The 19,388-nt window shown below is 32.7% G+C and carries 14 protein-coding genes; 13 read left to right on the forward strand and 1 reads right to left on the reverse strand.

Annotation, left to right across the window (positions count from 1 at the left end):
• Window positions 1-6 precede the first annotated feature (6 nt).
• The 9 genes from WNY78_RS03435 to WNY78_RS03475 all read left to right on the forward strand — a co-directional run bounded on the left by WNY78_RS03435 (window position 7) and on the right by WNY78_RS03475 (window position 11,148).
• Window positions 7-789, forward strand: coding sequence for a hypothetical protein (locus tag WNY78_RS03435; RefSeq protein ID WP_342871776.1), 783 nt, complete (start codon window positions 7-9; stop codon window positions 787-789).
• Window positions 790-821: 32 nt separating this feature from the next.
• Window positions 822-1,262: a hypothetical protein gene (locus WNY78_RS03440; RefSeq protein ID WP_342871777.1), complete on the forward strand. Its 441-nt coding sequence runs from the start codon at window positions 822-824 to the stop codon at window positions 1,260-1,262.
• A 170-nt stretch (window positions 1,263-1,432) separates the two neighbouring features.
• Window positions 1,433-3,955: a type I DNA topoisomerase gene (topA, locus tag WNY78_RS03445; RefSeq protein ID WP_342871778.1), complete on the forward strand. Its 2,523-nt coding sequence runs from the start codon at window positions 1,433-1,435 to the stop codon at window positions 3,953-3,955.
• Window positions 3,956-3,962: 7 nt separating this feature from the next.
• Window positions 3,963-5,129 carry a formimidoylglutamase gene (locus WNY78_RS03450; protein WP_342871779.1) on the forward strand — a complete coding sequence of 389 codons (1,167 nt, stop codon included), beginning with the start codon at window positions 3,963-3,965 and terminating at the stop codon, window positions 5,127-5,129.
• Between the two features lie 186 nt (window positions 5,130-5,315).
• Window positions 5,316-6,689, forward strand: coding sequence for a gliding motility lipoprotein GldK (gene gldK, locus WNY78_RS03455; RefSeq protein WP_342871780.1), 1,374 nt, complete (start codon window positions 5,316-5,318; stop codon window positions 6,687-6,689).
• A 78-nt stretch (window positions 6,690-6,767) separates the two neighbouring features.
• Window positions 6,768-7,403: a gliding motility protein GldL gene (gldL, locus tag WNY78_RS03460; RefSeq protein WP_342871781.1), complete on the forward strand. Its 636-nt coding sequence runs from the start codon at window positions 6,768-6,770 to the stop codon at window positions 7,401-7,403.
• 45 nt (window positions 7,404-7,448) lie between these two features.
• On the forward strand, window positions 7,449-9,011 hold the full coding sequence (gene gldM / locus WNY78_RS03465) for a gliding motility protein GldM (protein WP_342871782.1): 1,563 nt from the start codon (window positions 7,449-7,451) through the stop codon (window positions 9,009-9,011).
• Window positions 9,012-9,048: 37 nt separating this feature from the next.
• The gene (gene gldN, locus WNY78_RS03470) at window positions 9,049-9,948 is read left to right on the forward strand and encodes a gliding motility protein GldN (protein ID WP_342871783.1); all 900 of its coding nucleotides are present in this window, start codon (window positions 9,049-9,051) and stop codon (window positions 9,946-9,948) included.
• 153 nt (window positions 9,949-10,101) lie between these two features.
• Window positions 10,102-11,148 carry an FAD-binding oxidoreductase gene (locus WNY78_RS03475; RefSeq protein ID WP_342871784.1) on the forward strand — a complete coding sequence of 349 codons (1,047 nt, stop codon included), beginning with the start codon at window positions 10,102-10,104 and terminating at the stop codon, window positions 11,146-11,148.
• Between the two features lie 46 nt (window positions 11,149-11,194).
• Here the strand turns inward: WNY78_RS03475 and WNY78_RS03480 are convergent, their stop codons facing one another.
• Window positions 11,195-11,578 carry a DUF983 domain-containing protein gene (locus WNY78_RS03480; RefSeq protein WP_342871813.1) on the reverse strand — a complete coding sequence of 128 codons (384 nt, stop codon included), beginning with the start codon at window positions 11,576-11,578 and terminating at the stop codon, window positions 11,195-11,197.
• Window positions 11,579-11,660: 82 nt separating this feature from the next.
• On the opposite strand from WNY78_RS03480, the gene WNY78_RS03485 reads away from it, so the two are divergent.
• The 4 genes from WNY78_RS03485 (at window position 11,661) to WNY78_RS03500 (ending at window position 19,362) form a co-directional block, all read left to right on the forward strand.
• Complete coding sequence (locus WNY78_RS03485) at window positions 11,661-13,568, forward strand: ABC-F family ATP-binding cassette domain-containing protein (protein ID WP_342871785.1); 1,908 nt, start codon at window positions 11,661-11,663, stop codon at window positions 13,566-13,568.
• A 96-nt stretch (window positions 13,569-13,664) separates the two neighbouring features.
• The gene (locus tag WNY78_RS03490) at window positions 13,665-14,852 is read left to right on the forward strand and encodes an HlyD family efflux transporter periplasmic adaptor subunit (RefSeq protein ID WP_342871786.1); all 1,188 of its coding nucleotides are present in this window, start codon (window positions 13,665-13,667) and stop codon (window positions 14,850-14,852) included.
• A 3-nt stretch (window positions 14,853-14,855) separates the two neighbouring features.
• Window positions 14,856-18,053, forward strand: coding sequence for an efflux RND transporter permease subunit (locus WNY78_RS03495; protein ID WP_342871787.1), 3,198 nt, complete (start codon window positions 14,856-14,858; stop codon window positions 18,051-18,053).
• Entirely contained in the window at window positions 18,043-19,362 is a 1,320-nt protein-coding gene (locus WNY78_RS03500) for a TolC family protein (RefSeq protein WP_342871788.1), read from the forward strand. Before WNY78_RS03495 ends, WNY78_RS03500 begins: the two co-directional genes overlap by 11 nt.
• Window positions 19,363-19,388 lie beyond the last annotated feature (26 nt).

Genomic DNA, 19,388 nt, shown 5'->3' on the forward strand with positions numbered 1-19,388 from the left:
TGACTTATGTTATTTGCAGAAATTCAGCACAAAATAAATCATGCTAAACAGCTCGATTTTGGTAATCTTTTAAATGATAGTATAGAATTATTTAAGAAGGTTTGGCTTCAAGGCTTGTTGATGCTGTTAATTATGTTTGCTTTTATGATTCCGTTTGTATTTATTGTATACTTTCCGTTGCTTATATTTGGTGTAGTAGATTCGACAAATCCAGGTGCTTATAATGGTTTAGCTCCAATTGCCTTAATATTTGTTGGTGTTGCATATCTACTATTTATTTTTGCAATGATTGTTATTTCTTTTGGTTTAAAAGCAGGATTGTTTAGAATCATGAGACAAAAGGATTTGAATGAAATAGGAGCAGATGATTATTTCTTTTTTCTTCGAAAACCGTATCTCTCAAAAACCATCAACTTGTCACTAGCTTATTTTGGAATAAGTGTATTAGCAATGCTATTATGTGTGTTTCCAATAATTTATGTGATGGTTCCACTTAATTTACTCGTAGTTATATATGCTTTTAATCCCGATATATCTAGTTCTAATCTAATCAAAGCAAGTTTTGAATTAGGAAATAAAAAATGGTTAATCACTTTTGGGATTACTCTAGTTGCAGGATGGTTAGCACAAATGGTGGGTATCTTAATGTGTGGAATTGGAATTTTTGTGACTGCATCATTTGCAGTTATTCCTTTATATTTTATCTATAAAGAAGTGTTTGGGTTCAATGAAGATGTTAATGAACTTAAGCAAATAGGAAATAATGAAAATTTTGACGCAACCAATTAAATAGTTTTGCATCTAATAAAAAATAATACATCATGAAATTATCTAAAATTATAACCGCCTGTTTTTGTTTTACATTATTATTACTGAATACACAATGTGATGATGACGATCAAAATAGTGCTTCGCCTTGTGATCAAACTGTTATTATTGATAATGGGTTTTATGAAACAGCAGAGTCTGATGTTTATAATCTTATAGAAGCAGTGATTATAGATAACTGTTTATCTATTAATATTGGAGCTAGTGGTTGTGATGGTGAAACATGGAGTATGGTGTTAGTAGATTCAGGAAATGTTGCAGAATCTTCTCCAGAACAACGTTATTTAAAATTTGTGTTAACCAATGATGAATTATGTTTGGCAGTATTTACACAAGAGCGTTCGTTTGATATAACACCAATCCAAGTTGAGGGTAGTAACGAAATTATATTAAATATTGAAGGTTTTGAAGAACCATTAATTTATACCTATTAATAGTAAATCTTCTAATAGAATTATTAAAAAGCTTGAATTTAATTCAGGCTTTTTTTATTTTATTTGTTAGATGAAACAACGCTTTTTTAAGACAAATTACAATCGAAATGCACATAAATTAGGAACATAACTTATTTTTCTCATACATTTGTAGCTTCAAAAAATCATATATGCCGAAGAATTTAGTCATTGTCGAGTCACCAGCAAAAGCCAAAACCATAGAAAAATTTCTTGGTAAAGATTTCAAAGTAGAATCTAGTTTTGGGCATATTGCAGACTTGCCTTCAAAAGAGTTAGGAGTTGATGTAGAAGGTGATTTTGATCCAAAATATCAAGTATCAAAAGACAAAAAAGATGTCGTTAAAAAATTAAAAGATCTTGCAAAAAAAGCAGATATTGTTTGGTTAGCTAGTGATGAGGATCGAGAAGGAGAAGCAATTGCATGGCATTTAGCCGAAACCCTAGGTCTTGATAAAGCAAAGACTAAACGAATCGTTTTTCATGAGATTACTAAAAGTGCTATCTTAAAAGCAATTGAAAATCCAAGAGATATTGATTATGATTTGGTAGATGCACAGCAAGCACGTCGCGTTTTAGATAGAATTGTAGGTTATGAATTGTCTCCTGTATTATGGAGAAAAGTAAAAGGTGGTTTGTCTGCAGGACGAGTACAATCTGTTTCTGTGCGATTAATTGTTGAGAGAGAACGTGATATTTTAGACTTCAAACCAGAAGCATCTTATAGAATTGATGCAGAATTTTCTAATGAAGACGGACAAACCTTCAAAGCAAAACTTCCGAAGAACTTTAAAACTAAAGAAGAAGCCTATAAATTTTTAGAATCTAATGCTAATGCAGATTTTAAAGTCGCAGATCTTCAAAAAAAACCAGCAAAAAAATCACCAGCTGCACCATTTACAACATCAACGTTACAACAAGAAGCTTCTAGAAAATTAGGCTACTCGGTTAGTAGAACGATGCAAAATGCTCAGCGTTTATATGAAGCTGGTTTGATAACTTATATGAGAACCGATAGTGTAAATTTATCTGATGATGCACGAAAAGGTGCAAAAGCAGAAATTGAAGATGCTTACGGTGAAAAATTTAGTAAATCAAGACAATATAAAGGGAAATCAAAAGGTGCTCAAGAAGCTCACGAAGCGATTAGACCAACAGATTTTAAAAAACATTCAGTAAATATAGAACGCGACCAAGCTAAATTATATGATTTAATTTGGAAACGTGCCATTGCTTCTCAAATGAGCGATGCACAATTAGAACGTACCAACGTGAAAATTGACGCTTCAACTCATAACGAAATATTTACGGCAAATGGAGAAGTCATCACTTTTGAAGGGTTTTTAAAAGTTTATTTAGAAGGTACAGATGATGAAGATACTGAGCAGGAAGGTATGTTGCCAGCAATGAAAGTTAATGAGACTTTGTTAAATAGTTACATTACTGCAACAGAGCGTTTTTCTCGCGCTCCATACCGTTTTACAGAAGCCTCTTTGGTAAAACAATTAGAAGAGCTTGGTATTGGTAGACCATCTACTTATGCGCCAACAATTTCTACAATTCAAAATAGAAATTACGTTGAAAAAGGTACTAATGAAGGTGTTGAGAGAGATTATACACAACTATTACTTCAAGATGGAAAACTGACTGATAATAAATTAACAGAAAAAGTAAATAGCGATAAAGGGAAGTTAATACCAACAGATATTGGTATGATTGTGACCGACTTTTTAGTGACTCACTTCGGAAATATCCTAGATTACAATTTTACCGCTAAGGTGGAAGCAGATTTTGATGAAATCGCAGAAGGTAAAGAGGATTGGAAAAAAATGATGAAAGATTTTTACAAACGCTTTCATCCTGTAGTTGTTGATGTTCAGGAAAATGCAGATAGAGAATCTGGAGAACGTATTTTAGGTAAAGATCCAAAAACGGGTAAACAAGTTAGTGTACGTTTAGGTAAATTTGGACCAATGGTTCAAATAGGAACAGTTGACGATGAAGAAAAGCCAACATTTGCAAGTTTATCACCAGATCAACAATTGACATCTATTACATATGATGAAGCAATGGATTTGTTTCAGTTGCCTAAAAGTTTAGGAACATATGAAGGTGAAGCTGTTGAAGTTAATAACGGTCGTTTTGGACCATATGTTAAGTTTGGAGAAGCATTTGTATCGCTTCCAAAAGGAACTAATCCTTTAGATGTAGAAATGGATCAGGCGATTGAGCTTATTAAAGAAAAGCAAAAAGCAGATGCACCTATATATATGTATAAGGATTTACCAGTTCAAAAAGGTAAAGGACGTTTTGGACCATTTATAAAATGGAACAACATGTTTATTAATGTCAATAAAAAATACGATTGGGATAACTTATCTGATGATGAAATTGTAGAGTTGATTGAAACTAAAATTCAGAAGGAAATAGATAAAGTCATTCACAATTGGGAAGACGAAGGCATTCGTGTAGAGAAAGCAAGATGGGGAAGACACAATATTATTAAAGGTAAAATAAAAGTTGAGCTTCCAAAAACGGTTGATGTTACAGACATGACCTTAGAAGAAGCTAAAGCAGAAATAGAAAAGAAAGCGCCAAAGAAAAAAGCGCCTAAGAAAAAGGCTGCTCCTAAAAAGAAAGCAACTGCAAAGAAAAAAACAACGACAAAAAAATAAGTAAAACATGAATTTTAATTTTTTATCTCCTGTTTCAGATACGGTTTTAGCTCATAACGAGTTATTATCTGAGCAAGCACTAGGTAAAAAAATAAAAATACATTCTGCTAAAAACGGTATTCCAGATTTAAATGGTGTTAAACTTGCCATCATAGGTGTAAGGGAAAATCGTAACGATGTTAATTATATGGGTGAAGAATTAAATTTCGATACCATTAGAACATCATTATATGCATTATTTCCTGGGAATTGGCATACTTCAGTAGCCGATTTAGGTGATATTCCAGCTGGTGCAACTATTGAAGATACCTATTATGCGTTGCGTACTATAATTTCAGTATTACTAGAACAAAAAGTCATACCTATAATTATAGGAGGTAGTCAAGATTTAACATATGCCAATTATCGTGCTTACGATACAATGTCACCTATGGTAAATATCGTCAATGTAGATTCTAATTTTGATCTTGGTGACGCTTCCGTGGAAATGAAAAATAATAGTTTCCTCGGAAAAGTGATATTAGAACAACCTTATAATCTATTTAATTATTCTGTTGTAGGTTATCAAACTTATTTTAATTCTCAGGAGGAAATTGATTTGATGGAGAAGTTGTACTTTGAATCTTATAGATTAGGAGATGTAACTCATGCTATTAATTTGGTTGAACCAGTCATGAGAGATGCTCATATTGTAACTGTAGATTTAAAATCTGTAAGAGCATCTGAAGTTGGAGCTAAACAAAAATTTTCTCCTAATGGTTTTAATGGTAAGGAGATTTGTGCAATTACAAGATATGCTGGTATAAGTAACAAAGTGTCTTCTTTTGGTATTTATGAATTTAAATCAACCAATGAGTTAGATGCAACACCAATGCTCATATCACAAATGATATGGTATTTTATAGAAGGCTATAATTGTAGAGTAAATGATGATGATTTTAGTAATACTAACACACATCAAAAATATAATGTATTAATTGAAGATGAAGAGTTGATATTTTATAAGAGCATAAAAACGGGACGTTGGTGGATAGAAATTCCTTTTTTACCAAATGTTAATAATAAATTAAAAAAGCATACGTTATTACCTTGCACGCATGAAGATTATATAGAGGCAAGTCATGGTAAAATACCTGAACGTTGGTTTAAAGCGTATAAAAAGAATGGCGTATAATGTCGTAAACATGATAAATTTAACATATCTTTAATCGACGAAATGTTAACTTTTTGGGATAAAGTGCAAAAAATATTGAAAAAAAATTGGATTTATCAATATATATAAATATGTTTACATCCTTAAAATAATTAAGAACAAGAATTAATACATAATTACAACTAAATAATTTAACCTCAAGTTTCTATGAATATTAAGAAGTTTGCTTTATTAACAACTGTTTTAGCCCTAATGGTAAGTTGCAACTCTGGAGACAGAGGACAGCTCGTAGGTGTTAAAGGAAAGAAATGGCACCCAGAAAAACCTTATGGTATGACACTTATACCAGGTGGTGCATTTATAATGGGTAAATCTGATGACGATTTAGCAGGAGTACAAGATGCTCCAACTAGAACTGTAACAGTAAGAGCCTTTTATATGGATGAGACCGAAATCACAAATAGTGAGTATCGTCAATTCGTAGAATGGGTAAGAGATTCAACTCTTAGAACCAAATTGGCTATTCTAGCTGATGAAATTGGTGAAGCTCCAGGAAATGGAGGTATTGGAGAATTTGCATTTAACGATGCAGATCCTGATAATATGACCGTTTACGAAAAATATATGGATAATAACTATAGTGGCCTTGGACCTACAGGCTATGAAGGTAGAAAATTAAACAAAGATGTTGATTTGATTTTCGATACTGCAGATTATCCAGATGAGTATTATGCTGAAGTTATGGATACGATGTATCTTCCAATTGAAGAGTCTTACAATGGACAACGTACTTGGGATGTGAAGAAATTCAAATTCCAATATAAGTATATGGACATTCAAAAAGCTGCTAAAAACAGAGATTTAAGTCGTAAAGATGTTATCATTACAGAAGAAGTTGTAGTATATCCTGACACAACTGCATGGATTAGAGATTTCTCTTATTCTTATAATGAGCCAATGCACAATGATTATTTCTGGCATGATGCTTATGGAGATTATCCAGTAGTAGGAGTGTCTTGGAAACAAGCTAAAGCATTCTGTCAATGGAGAACACTATATCACAACGCTTATAGAAAATCAAAAGGAAATCATTTTGTGAATTCTTATAGATTACCGTCTGAAGCAGAATGGGAATATGCTGCTAGAGGTGGTTTACAAGGAGCAACGTATCCTTGGGGTGGACCATATGCTAAAAATGATAGAGGATGCTTCATGGCAAACTTTAAACCATTACGTGGTGATTACGCTGCAGATCAAGCTTTATATACTGTAGAGGCAGATGCTTATGAGCCAAACGATTTCAACCTATATAATATGGCTGGTAACGTTTCTGAATGGGTACAAGGATCTTATGATGCTGCTTCTTATGAATATATGGCATCGTTTAATCCAAGTGTGAACAATCCAGAAAACGAACGTAAAGTAGTTCGTGGAGGATCTTGGAAAGATGTTGCTTACTTCTTACAAGTTAGTTCAAGAGATTACGAATATGCAGATTCTGCAAGAAGTTACATTGGTTTTAGAACCGTTCAAGATTATATGGGAACTGAGGTAACTAAGAACGCTGCAACCAACAACTAAACATTTATACAATTAACTAAACTAAATATTAATCTACTTAAGTTATCAACTGACTTAAAAAACTAAAAACACAAAATTATGGCACAGAAAGGAAAAATCACAATCGCTAATATGGTCTACGGACTAGGAGCTGCAATCGTTATACTTGGAGCTTTATTTAAAATTCAACACTGGCCAGGAGGTTCGTTGATTTTAACCATAGGGATGATTGTTGAGGCCTTAGTATTTACCTATTCTGCATTTGAAAGACAACAGTCAGATTTAGATTGGTCTTTAGTATATCCTGAATTAGCTGGAGGAGCATTAACTTCTAAAAAAGCTAAAAAAGAAGAGCCTAAAGATGCAGAAGGTTTATTATCTAAAAAATTAGACAACTTATTAAAAGATGCTAAAATTGACGGTGAGTTAATGGCAAGCTTAGGAAACAGTATCAAGAATTTTGAAGGTGCTGCAAAAGGAATAAGCCCAACTGTTGATGCTATGGCATCTCAAAAGAAGTATGGTGAAGAAATGTCTTTAGCTGCTGCTCAAATGGAATCTTTAAATAGTCTTTATAAAGTGCAAATGGAAAGCGCTAGTCGTCAGGCTACAATTAACGAAGAATCTCTTGTGAATGCAGAGAAGTTGAAAGAACAAATGCAATCATTAGCTGCTAACTTATCATCATTAAATGGTGTTTATGGAGGTATGTTATCTGCAATGAACAAAAACTAATTAGTTTTTTAACTAAAACATTAACAACTAAAAAAACTAATTAACATGGCAGGAGGAAAATTATCTGCAAGGCAGAAAATGATTAACTTAATGTACTTAGTCTTCATCGCGATGATGGCTATGAACATGTCGAAAGAGGTATTATCCGCTTTCGGTTTAATGGAAGCAAAATTTGCAAGTGCAAATGTGGTTACAACTGATATGAACGAAAAGTTACTTGCTAACTTGGAGGCCAAAGCAGAAGAGAAACCAGCTGATTTTGCTACAGCAGCAAACAAAGCAAAAGAAATAAGCACTGCATCTGATGAATTCTATAAATATATAGAAACTTTAAAAGTTCAACTTTTAAAGAAGGGTGATTATACTATTGATCCAAAAACGGGGAAATTACCTTTTGAAGCAATGGATAAAACCGATATTCTTGATGAAATGTGGTTTACTGGTGATAGATTGACTAAAGATGGTCAGGCTGTTATGGCTAAAATCGACGCTTACAAAACTAAGGTTAAAAGTATTATTGGAAATGATGTAAAATATACTAAAGCCATTGAGAACTTTGAAAATAGATTTAGTACTGCTCAAGAAGAAAATAAAGATGGAAAGAAAATTGATTGGTTAGATTACCATTTCAAAGGATTTCCTGCAATTGCATCTTATACTAAGTTAACAGCATTACAAAATGATGTTAAAGTTACTGAGGCAAATATGTTTAATGTATTCTTAGGGAATACTTTAGATGAAGCCGTTTCTCTTAAAAACTATACAGCAATTGTAATTGCTGATAAATCGGCATTCTTTGCTGGTGAGAAATTTCAAGGTAAAGTTGTATTAGGTAAATATGCAAACGTAACACCAACAGGATTAAGCGTAGGTGGTTCTTCTGTAGATTTAGAAAAAGCAATTGATTCAACTGGTGCTGCTCGTTTAGATTTTGGAGTTGGTGGAGTTGGTGAACATGAAATCGATGGTGTATTTACATTCTTAGAAGACGGTAAGCCATTAGAAATTCCAATTAAAGGAAACTATGTGGTAGTACCACGTCCAAACTCTGCTACTATTTCTGCAGATAAAATGAATGTTGTTTATCGTGGTGTAGTTAACCCAATGACAATCTCTTTCGCAGGTGTACCAGATAATAAAGTATCTGCTTCTGGATCTGGATTAAAAAGAGGTTCAGGTACAGGGAAATATACAATGGTACCAACATCTGGTAGAGAAGTTACAATTAATGTAACTGCAACACTTGATGACGGTTCTAAAGTAAGTGATAAAGCTGTATTTAGAATTAAAGATATACCAAAACCTTCAGGTCAAATGGCAGGTTCAAGTAATCCTAAATTACCTAGAAATAATGTTGCTGTTGGAAGAGTGGAAGCTGTTTTAGAAGATTTTGATTTTGACTTACCATTAACGGTAACTGGCTTTAAAATTAAAGTAGAAGGTAAGCCTTCTATAACATGTTCTGGTAACAGATTAAATGGTTCTGCAAAGTCGGCTTTAAGTAGTGCTAAGCGTGGTTCTCAAGTCCAAATTTTCGATATCAAATCGAAGAGTTCAGGTCCTATTATCAAGCCAGCATCACCAATTGTTATCGAGTTGTCTAACTAAACAACTTAATAGAGTAACCCAAATTAAAATTAAAAAGATGAATTATAAATTTTTATTATCAATCATTGCCACAGTTTGTATAACATCTAGTGTATGTTCTCAAGCTAACATTTTAAATGCCAAGAAACCTACAGAGGTTGGTGTTAAAACAGAGGCGCAATTAGCATTAGATTATGACAAGCCGTTAGAATATGGTTATGTTGATGATAGAGACATTTTGTTTTCTAAAATGACTTGGGAAAAAGTAGTTTTAGATGAACGTGTTAATTTTCCATTATACTTTCCTGTAGATACCAATAATATCGGTAAAGAAAGACGCTCTTTATATCATACATTGATTAAAGGTGTAAAAGATGGTAAAATAACAAATGTTTATACTGATTCTTACTTTTCTCAGAAAAGAACTGAAAAGGAACTTCAAGACCTAACAACTGTAGTTGACACGTTAGATATTGGTTATGACCAATTAAATGCTGATGGTTATGTAGATCCAGAATATATCACAACAACAACTATCGAAGCGTATCACATTAGTGCTTATTTAATTAAAGGCCTTTGGTATTTCGATAAACGTCATGGCGAATTAAAGTATAGAATTCTTGGTATTGCACCAGCAGCACCAGATGTGAATTTCTTAGATTCTGAAGATGAGGCTCAAAAAATGCCTAATGCATTATTTTGGGTATTCTATCCTGAAGCTAGAGAGGTCTTACATGAAGGTAAAGCATTTAACAATAAAAATAGTGCGATGCCATTGACTTTTGATCACTTACTTAATTCTAGACGTTTTAATGGTTACATGTACAAAGAAGAAAATGTATATGGTGATAGAGAAGTTAAAGATTATATCGCAGATAATGCGCTTATGCAACTTTTAGAATCTGATCGTATTAAAGAGAAGATTCGTAACTTCGAACAAGATATGTGGTCTTACTAAGAAAACATAAATAATATGAAACGCTCACTTTTAAAGTGGGCGTTTTTTTTGTTTTATAACTTCGGAAAATAGGAATCTTTTAGATAAAGTCAAATCATTGTAATTATAACTTCTTTACATTTGTGTTCCTATTTATTTTAAATTGGTAAACGTGTGAAAGAAGTAGATTATATCATAGTAGGTAATGGATTAGCAGGAATTGCTTTTTGTGAACAGTTGAGAACAGCAAATAAAGATTTTGTTGTGTTTGATAATAACTCACAACAATCATCAAGTGTTGCAGCAGGATTGTATAATCCAGTAATTTTAAAGCGATTTACCAAAGTTTGGAATGCAAAAGAACAGTTAGCCTTAGCATTGCCAAAATATAAAGTGCTCGAACAACTACTACACGTAAAATTAGATTATCAATTACCTGTGTACAGACGATTTACTTCGGTTGAAGAGCAGAATGATTGGTTCACTGCTTCAGATAAACCTGTTTTAGAAGACTTCTTATCCACAAATTTAGTGAAAAACACAAACGCTACTATAAATGCAGATTTCGGATTTGGAGAGGTTTTAAATTCTGGTAGAGTTAACACCTCACAACTTGTAAAGACCTACAGAAATTACCTTCATGTTAACGACAAACTTAGAGATGAGGAATTTCAGTATGAATTATTAAAGATAGAACAAGATCATATTCAATATAAAAACATACAAGCAACTCATATTGTATTTGCAGAAGGCTTTGGAGTGACTAAAAATCCATTCTTTAATCATTTACCACTAAATGGTACAAAAGGAGAAATGCTCACCATAGAAGCTCCAGATTTAAAAATGGAATTTATTATGAAATCATCTGTGTTTATCGTTCCATTGGGAGATCATTTGTTTTGGATAGGAGCAACATATGAACGTGAAGATAAAACGCATAGCATTACTGATAATGCCAAAGAACAATTAGTTGATAAACTAAAACAGATAATAAATTGTGACTTTAAAATCGTAAAACAAGTTGCTGGTATAAGACCAACTACTAAAGATAGGCGACCTTTGGTTGGATCACATTCAGATTATAAAAATGTACATGTGCTAAACGGATTAGGAACACGAGGCGTTATGATTTCTCCTTATGTTGCAGAACAATTATTCAACCATATTGAAAAAGGAGAATTATTAGATCCCGAAATAGATATCAATAGAATTAAAAATTAGGGAGTGGATCAAATTTCCGAAGTAAACAGAATAAAAGAAATGGGATTTATTTCTTCACCATTTTTTTATCATAGTTCACAAACATGTTGATCCAAATATTTCTTGATAATCTCATGATTATTGGTCCGCAAACAATGAGTGTCACAACTATTGCGATAAAGGCTGTCATTAAAGACGAATTAAATATCAAAAAACTTGTTATAAAAGCAGCTACAGCAAAGGCAATCCCTACACCATAACTCACATACATAGATCCGTAGAAAAATGAAGGTTCAAGGCGGTATTTAAATTTGCAATGCGAACAATGGTCATTAATTTTTAAGACATCACTAAGTACATAAGGATTTTTGGTCTTGTACATGGATTCTTGTTGGCATTTAGGACAAGCTCCTGTAAAAATGCTATAAATTTTTGTGCCTTTTAACATGATTTAAATTTGATTACTTTTGCGCTTTGTAAATAATATACAAATTTACGTTTTAATAAATAATTCACTGTAACAAAAGTAGCAAATGCTCAATATTCATAATCTTTCCATTTCATTTCAAGGCGAATTCTTATTTGAAGATATTACCTTTAAATTAAGTCCTGGTGACCGTATTGGTTTGATCGGTAAAAATGGAGCAGGTAAATCTACCATGCTTAAAATTTTGTCTAAAGAACTAGAACCAGATTCTGGACAAATTGCAGCAGATAAAAACCTGAGTTTTGGGTTTTTGAAACAAGATATTGATTTTGTCTTGGGTAGAACAGTACTCCAGGAATCGTATGAGGCATTTAAAGAAATCAAAGAATTAGAAGCAAAAATGGAGTTTGTCAATACAGAATTGGCAGAACGTACCGACTATGAAAGTGAGGGTTATCATCAGTTAATGATTGATTTAAACGAGGTCCAGCATCAGTATGAAATAATAGGTGGTTATAATTATCAAGGTGAAACCGAAAAGATATTGCAAGGTTTAGGATTTAAACGTGAAGATTTTGATAAGCTAACAGATACTTTTTCTGGTGGATGGAGAATGAGAATCGAATTAGCAAAACTATTGCTTCAAAATAATGACATTTTACTATTAGATGAACCTACCAATCACTTAGATATAGAATCTATTATTTGGTTAGAGAATTTTTTAAAAGGGTATTCAGGTGCAGTTGTTATAGTCTCTCACGATAAAATGTTTTTAGATAATGTGACCAATCGTACTATTGAGATTTCCCTCGGAAGAATTTATGATTACCCAAAACCATATTCTAAGTTTTTAATACTTAGAAATGAAATTAAAGCGCAACAGTTAGCATCGCAAAAAAATCAACAAAAGCAAATAGAACAAACTGAGAAACTTATTGAAAAGTTTAGAGCCAAAGCCAGTAAGGCAACAATGGCACAATCGCTTATCAAAAAGTTAGATAGAATGGATCGTATTGAAGTTGACGAAGATGATAATAGCGTAATGACTTTAAACTTTCCTGTATCTATAACACCAGGTAAAGTAGTTGTGGAAGCAAAGAATATCTCTAAAAACTATGGAGATAACCATGTATTGTCTAATGTTAATCTATTAATTGAAAGAGACAGTAAAACAGCATTTGTTGGACAAAACGGTCAAGGAAAATCAACACTAGCTAAAATCATAGTTGGCGAATTAAAACATCAAGGCGATTTAAAATTAGGACACAATGTGCAAATTGGTTATTTCGCTCAAAACCAAGCAGAATATCTAGATGGTAGCAAAACTGTTTTAGATACTATGATTGATGCCGCTAATGAAACAAATAGAAGTAAGGTTCGTGATATTTTAGGATCATTTTTATTTAGAGGTGACGAGGCCGAAAAGTATGTGCGTGTTTTATCTGGAGGCGAACGAAATCGTTTAGCTTTGGCAAAATTAATGCTCCAACCACTTAACATGTTAGTGATGGATGAGCCAACAAATCACTTGGATATTAAATCTAAAAACGTACTAAAAGAAGCGCTTAAGAAATTTGAAGGCACTTTAATTTTAGTATCACATGATAGAGATTTTCTACAGGGATTAACTAACAATGTTTACGAATTTAAAGATCAAAAAATAAAAGAATATTTAGGTGATATTGATTTCTACCTAGAAGAGCGTAATGTTGAAAATTTAAGAGAAGTAGAAAAACGAACTGTCATAAAAGAGACACCTAAAGAGACGAATAAGCAATCTTACCAAGACCAGAAAAAACTGAAATCTTTAAATAATAAATTGAGTAATATTGAGTCTAAGATTAATGCGTTAGAAAAGGATATCAAAAAAGATGATGTTGATCTTGCTACAAATTATGACGCTACAGCATCTGACGCTAGTTTTTTTGATCGTTACCAAGCTAAAAAGGATAAACTAAAAAAGTTAATGGCAGATTGGGAAACGATCACGCTAGAGCTGGACGAGTTGAGTTAAAACAACCAGTTTTTATTTTTTTAAGGAATAATTAACAACCATACACTAAACTTACTAATATTTTTGCGGTCTAACTAGTTCAACCAAATTAGATCAATGCGTAATATAATACTCTCCATTATTGGTGTCGTTTTAATTGTAGGCTCATATTTTATAGCTAAACGATTAATTGATAATAAGAAAAAGCCTAAACCTGTACCCGAAAAAGTTGTAAAGACAGTATTTACAGATACTGTTCAAAATGGCACAATACAAATAGTAATTCCTGCAAATGGTAGTTTGGTAGCAAAACGTCGCGTAGAATTATATGCTGAAGTTCAAGGTGTATTTAGAACTAGTGGTAAACTTTTTAAACCAGGTCAAGAATATAATCAAGGTGAAAATTTAATTCGTATTGATGCTGCCGAATATTATGCTAGTGTTCAATCTTCAAAAAGTAATTTGTATAATTCTATAGCTGCAATTATGCCAGATTTGCGACTGGATTTTCCAGATGTGTTTCCAAAATGGCAAACCTACCTCAATGGTTTTGATTTAAATAAATCAACACCTAAGTTACCTGAAATGACTTCGGAAAAGGAAAACTATTTTATAACTGGTCGTGGTATTGTATCTAATTATTACAACGTCAAAAATTTAGAGCAACGACTAGCAAAATATAATATAAGAGCACCTTTTAATGGCATTTTAACTGAAGCGCTAGCTACAGAAGGTTCTCTAATTAGAAGCGGACAAAAATTAGGAGAATTTATTGATCCGTCCTCTTATGAAATGGAAGTCGCTCTAAGTAAAACTTATGCAAGTCTTTTAAATGTAGGAGAAACTGTGAAACTTAATAATCTTGAAAATACTGAGGAGTTTTCTGGTGTGATTTCACGTGTTAACGGAAGTATAGATGCAACTACACAAACCATTACAGCTTTTATAGAAGTAAATGATAAGAGTTTAAAAGAAGGCATGTATTTGGAAGCTAATCTTAATGCAAAAAGCGAATCTGATGCCATTGAGATTGATCGAAATTTAGTGCTAGAAGGCAATCAAATTTATGTGGTTAGGGATAGTATTTTAGATGTTATTGATGTGAAGCCTGTTTATTTTTCAGATTCAAAAGTGGTTTTGAAGAATGTTCCAAATGGGACTATAATACTAGAAAAACCAGTTCCTGGAGCTTATGCAGGAATGCTAGTTAAAGCTTTTGTAGACGAAAAAGTTGAGCAGCCAATTTCCGAAGAAAAAGAAGATATAAAAAAAGACGCTGTAACTAAATCTAAAAAAGCAAAATAGGACATGAGAAAGTTAATTGCCTATTTTATTCGTTATCACGTTGCAGTAAATATTTTCATTATTGCGTTTTTTATCTTTGGTATTTTGGGATATATGTCCTTAAAATCATCATTTTTCCCACTTGTTGATTCTAAAATTATCAATGTTAGTATTGCATATCCTGGCGCTTCTCCACAAGAAATTGAAGAAGGTATTGTATTGCAAATTGAAGATAACCTCAAAGGACTTCGAGGTATTGATCGTGTGACATCCACATCTAGTGAAAATAGTGGAACGATTACAGTTGAGATAGAGAAAGGTGAAAACATTGATTTCATGTTGCTTGAAGTCAAAAATGCAGTAGATCGAGTACCATCATTTCCTACTGGTATGGAGCCTTTAGTGGTTTCTAAACGTGAGGAAGTAAGAGAAACGATTTCGTTTGCTTTGAGTGGGAAAAATGTTCCTTTGGCTACTTTAAAACAGATTGGTCGTCAAGTAGAAAATGATTTACGTGCTATTGATGGGATTTCGCAAGTTGAAGTGTCTGGTTACCCTTCCGAAGAAATTGAAATTGCAGTCAACGAAATTAATTTATTAGCTTATAATTTAACCTTTAATGAGGTTGCTCTGGCGGTAAGTACTTCTAATATTCTAGTAACAGGAGGTAATATTAAAACTGATGCCGAAGAATATTTGATTCGTGCTAACAATCGTGCATATTATGGAGATGAGTTATCTAACTTAATAATTCGTGCAACTCCAGACGGTAAAACGGTTAGGTTAAAAGATGTAGCGGTTGTTAGAGATCGTTTTTCTGAAACACCTAATGCTACTTATTTTAATCAAGAATTATCAATAAATATAGCAGTAACAAGTACTAATAATGAAGATTTAGTTGCGTCTGCTCAAAAAGTAAAGGATTATATAGAAGCGTATAATCAAAAGTATGAGAATGTAAGATTAGATGTCGTTAGAGATTTATCTATTACATTAGAACAACGTACTGCATTGCTTGCTGAAAATGCTATAGTTGGGATGATATTGGTACTCATTTTCTTGTCACTATTTTTAAATACGCGTCTCGCATTTTGGGTCGCATTTGGCTTGCCTATTTCATTTTTAGGAATGTTTATTTTTGCAGGTCAATTTGATGTCACGATAAACGTATTGTCACTTTTTGGGATGATAATCGTGATTGGTATTTTGGTGGATGATGGTATTGTTATTGCAGAAAATATATATCAACATTACGAAAAAGGTAAAACACCAATTGAAGCTGCTATTGATGGAACAATGGAAGTGATTCCTCCAGTAATTTCTGCAATCATAACAACGATATTAGCCTTCTCTTTATTCTTGTTTTTAGATAGTAGAATAGGTGAGTTTTTTGGAGAAGTATCAGTAATTGTTATTTTAACATTAGTGGTTTCTCTTGTTGAGGCTTTAATTATTTTACCTGCGCATTTAGCACATTCTAAAGCGCTTCGGAAACAGGAAGTTGATGAGAATCCATCAAAATTCAAACAATTTTTCGCTAAAATGAGAGGCATTAATGCCTTTGGTGATAAAATAATGAGTTTTTTAAGAGATAAAGTATATGCTCCAACATTAGATTTTGTCCTCAAATTTAAAATGTTGTCTTTAGGTATTTTTGTTGCTCTATTGATCTTAACATTTGGAGCAATGGGTGGAGGTATAATTGGTGTGACCATATTTCCTTCTATTGCGAGTGATCGTGTTTCTATTGAATTGGATATGCCTAATGGAACCAATGAAAAGATAACAGATTCAATCATCTCTATGATTGAAGAAAAATCATTTATCGTTAATAAAGAGTTTACTGAGAAGTATTTAAAAGGTAGCGACAAAGCGCTTTTTGAAAACACCATATTAACATTAAATAGTAGTTCAAGTGCACGTTTGGTAATTAATATGTTGCCAGGAGAGGAACGACCAGATGAGATTAAATCCTCAATGATTGCTAATAGATTGCGAGAGTTAGTTGGTCCTGTAGTTGGAGCAGAGCGATTGATTTATGGTTCAGGAGGGAATTTTGGAGGAAGTCCTGTTTCCGTAGCATTATTAGGGAATAATATTGAAGAATTAAAAGCAGCCAAAAACGAATTAAAACAAATTTTACAAGAAAATCCGTTATTGAAAGATGTCGAGGACAATGATCCTGCAGGTATTAAGGAAATTAGGTTGGAGCTTAAAGAAAGTGCTTATCTGCTTGGTCTAGATTTGAGAACGGTAATGTCTCAAGTACGTTCAGGATTTTTTGGTGCTCAAGCACAGCGTTTTCAAAGAGGACAAGATGAAATTCGAGTTTGGGTTCGTTATGATAGAAGTAATCGTGCATCGATCAATGATTTAGATGATATGCGAATTTTAACTCCAACAGGAGAGCGAGTAACATTAAAAGATATCGCGTTTTACACGATAGAAAGAGGTGATGTAGCAATTAATCACTTAGATGGACAACGAGAAATTAGAGTCTCTGCAGATTTAAAAGACCCAAGTTCTAGTGCAACAGATATTCTTGATGACCTTAAAACAAATGCCATTGTAGATTTACATTCTAAATATCCAACAATTACAGCTGCTTTTGAAGGTCAAAACCGAGAGGCACAAAAATTAAATAGTTCTTTAGCAGCAGCAGGTATTCCTATACTGTTACTTATTTATGTGACTATAGCGTTTACTTTCCGAAGTTATAGTCAGCCATTATTATTAATCTTACTTGTTCCATTTAGTTTAACAGCTGTAGCTTGGGGACACTGGATTTTTGATTTCCCTGTCAACGTACTATCCTTATTAGGAATTATCGCGCTCATTGGAATTATGGTTAATGATGGGTTGGTACTTATAGGTAAATTTAACACCAATTTAAAAGAAGGTATGCGCTTTGATTTAGCTATTTCCGAAGCTGGTAAATCACGTTTTAGAGCTATTTTCTTAACCTCATTAACAACAGTTGCAGGTTTAGCGCCATTACTTTTAGAAAAAAGTAGACAAGCGCAATTTTTAAAACCAATGGCGATTTCAATTTCCTTTGGTATTGCGTATGCAACTATTTTAACTCTGTTAGTATTGCCATTATTTTTATCATTTAGCAATAGTATTAAGAAAAATGCAAAATGGTTATGGACTAATAAGGAAGTAACAAAAGAAGAAGTAGAACGTGCTATAAAAGAGCAAAATGAAAGTCATGAACATTAAATTATATTGTGCTTACGCTTTATTTTTCTTCGGAATAATAGTCAATGCGCAACAAGTATTAACAACTGATGAAGCTGTAAAGCTTGCATTAGAGCATAACTACGGAATTAAAATAGCTAACAATACTGTTGAAGTAGCAGAAAATAATACAGGAATTTTAAACTCTGGTTATTTACCAACACTTACAGGAAATGCTGGAGCTACGCTAGATATTCAGGATTCTGAAGGTCAGCGAGTTGATGGAGATGTTATTATTGCTAAAGGTATAGAGACACGACGTTACAATGCGTCTGTAAATTTAAATTATACTTTGTTTGATGGGTTAGGACGTTTGTATAATTATAAGCGTTTAAAAGAAGAATATCAATTGTCTGAACTGGAAGCTCGCGAAACGATAGAAACTACAATGCTACAGTTGTTTTCAATATATTATACAGTAGCTCAATTGTCTGAAAACACAGAAGCTTTAGAAGAAACATTAATTATTTCAAAAGATAGATTAACAAGAGCAGGCTATCAATTTGATTACGGTCAAAGTACCAAATTAGGTGTTTTAAATGCGGAAGTAGATATTAATAATGATAGTATCAATCTCATAAATGCAAAACAACAATTGAGAAATACAAAACGTGATTTAAACGTTGTATTAGGAAATCAAATACTTGAAGATTATAATGTAGATACAGATTTGAGTTTTTTGTTAGCTTTAAATAAAGAAGAGCTTTTAGAGAAAACAAAAGCTAATAATGTGTCTTTACTACAAACAGAACGTAATATAAATATTAGTCAGTTTGATATTAAAACCAACAAAGCACAGTTTTTACCTACAATAGGATTAGTTGGGTCTTACGGTTGGAATGAATCTTCTACTGATAATCCTTTAGCATTTACTATACAAAGTACAACCTCTGGATTGTCTGCTGGATTAAATTTATCATGGAATCTATTTGATGGAGGAGGTACCTTAACACGTGTTAAAAATGCTAAGATTGTTTTAGAGAACCAAAAACTTCAAAAAGAACAATTAAATATTGATATAGAGCGTAATTTTAATAATGCTTGGGATGATTATCAAAATAAACTAGTAATTTTTCGAGTGCAAGAAGATAATATCAAGACCTCGCAAAATAATTTTGAACGTACTCAAGAAAAATTTAAGATTGGTCAAGTGACTTCAATAGAATTCCGTCAAGCACAGCTTAATTTACTTAACTCTGAGTTAAATAGAAATCAAGCCAAATACGATGCTAAATTAGCCGAGTTGACTGTACTTCAGTTAAGTGGAGAACTATTAAATGTAGATTTTTAATTTCAGAACCTGCCTGTCGGCAATCA

The organism is Psychroserpens sp. AS72, assembly GCF_038900375.1.
Classification (GTDB): domain Bacteria; phylum Bacteroidota; class Bacteroidia; order Flavobacteriales; family Flavobacteriaceae; genus Psychroserpens.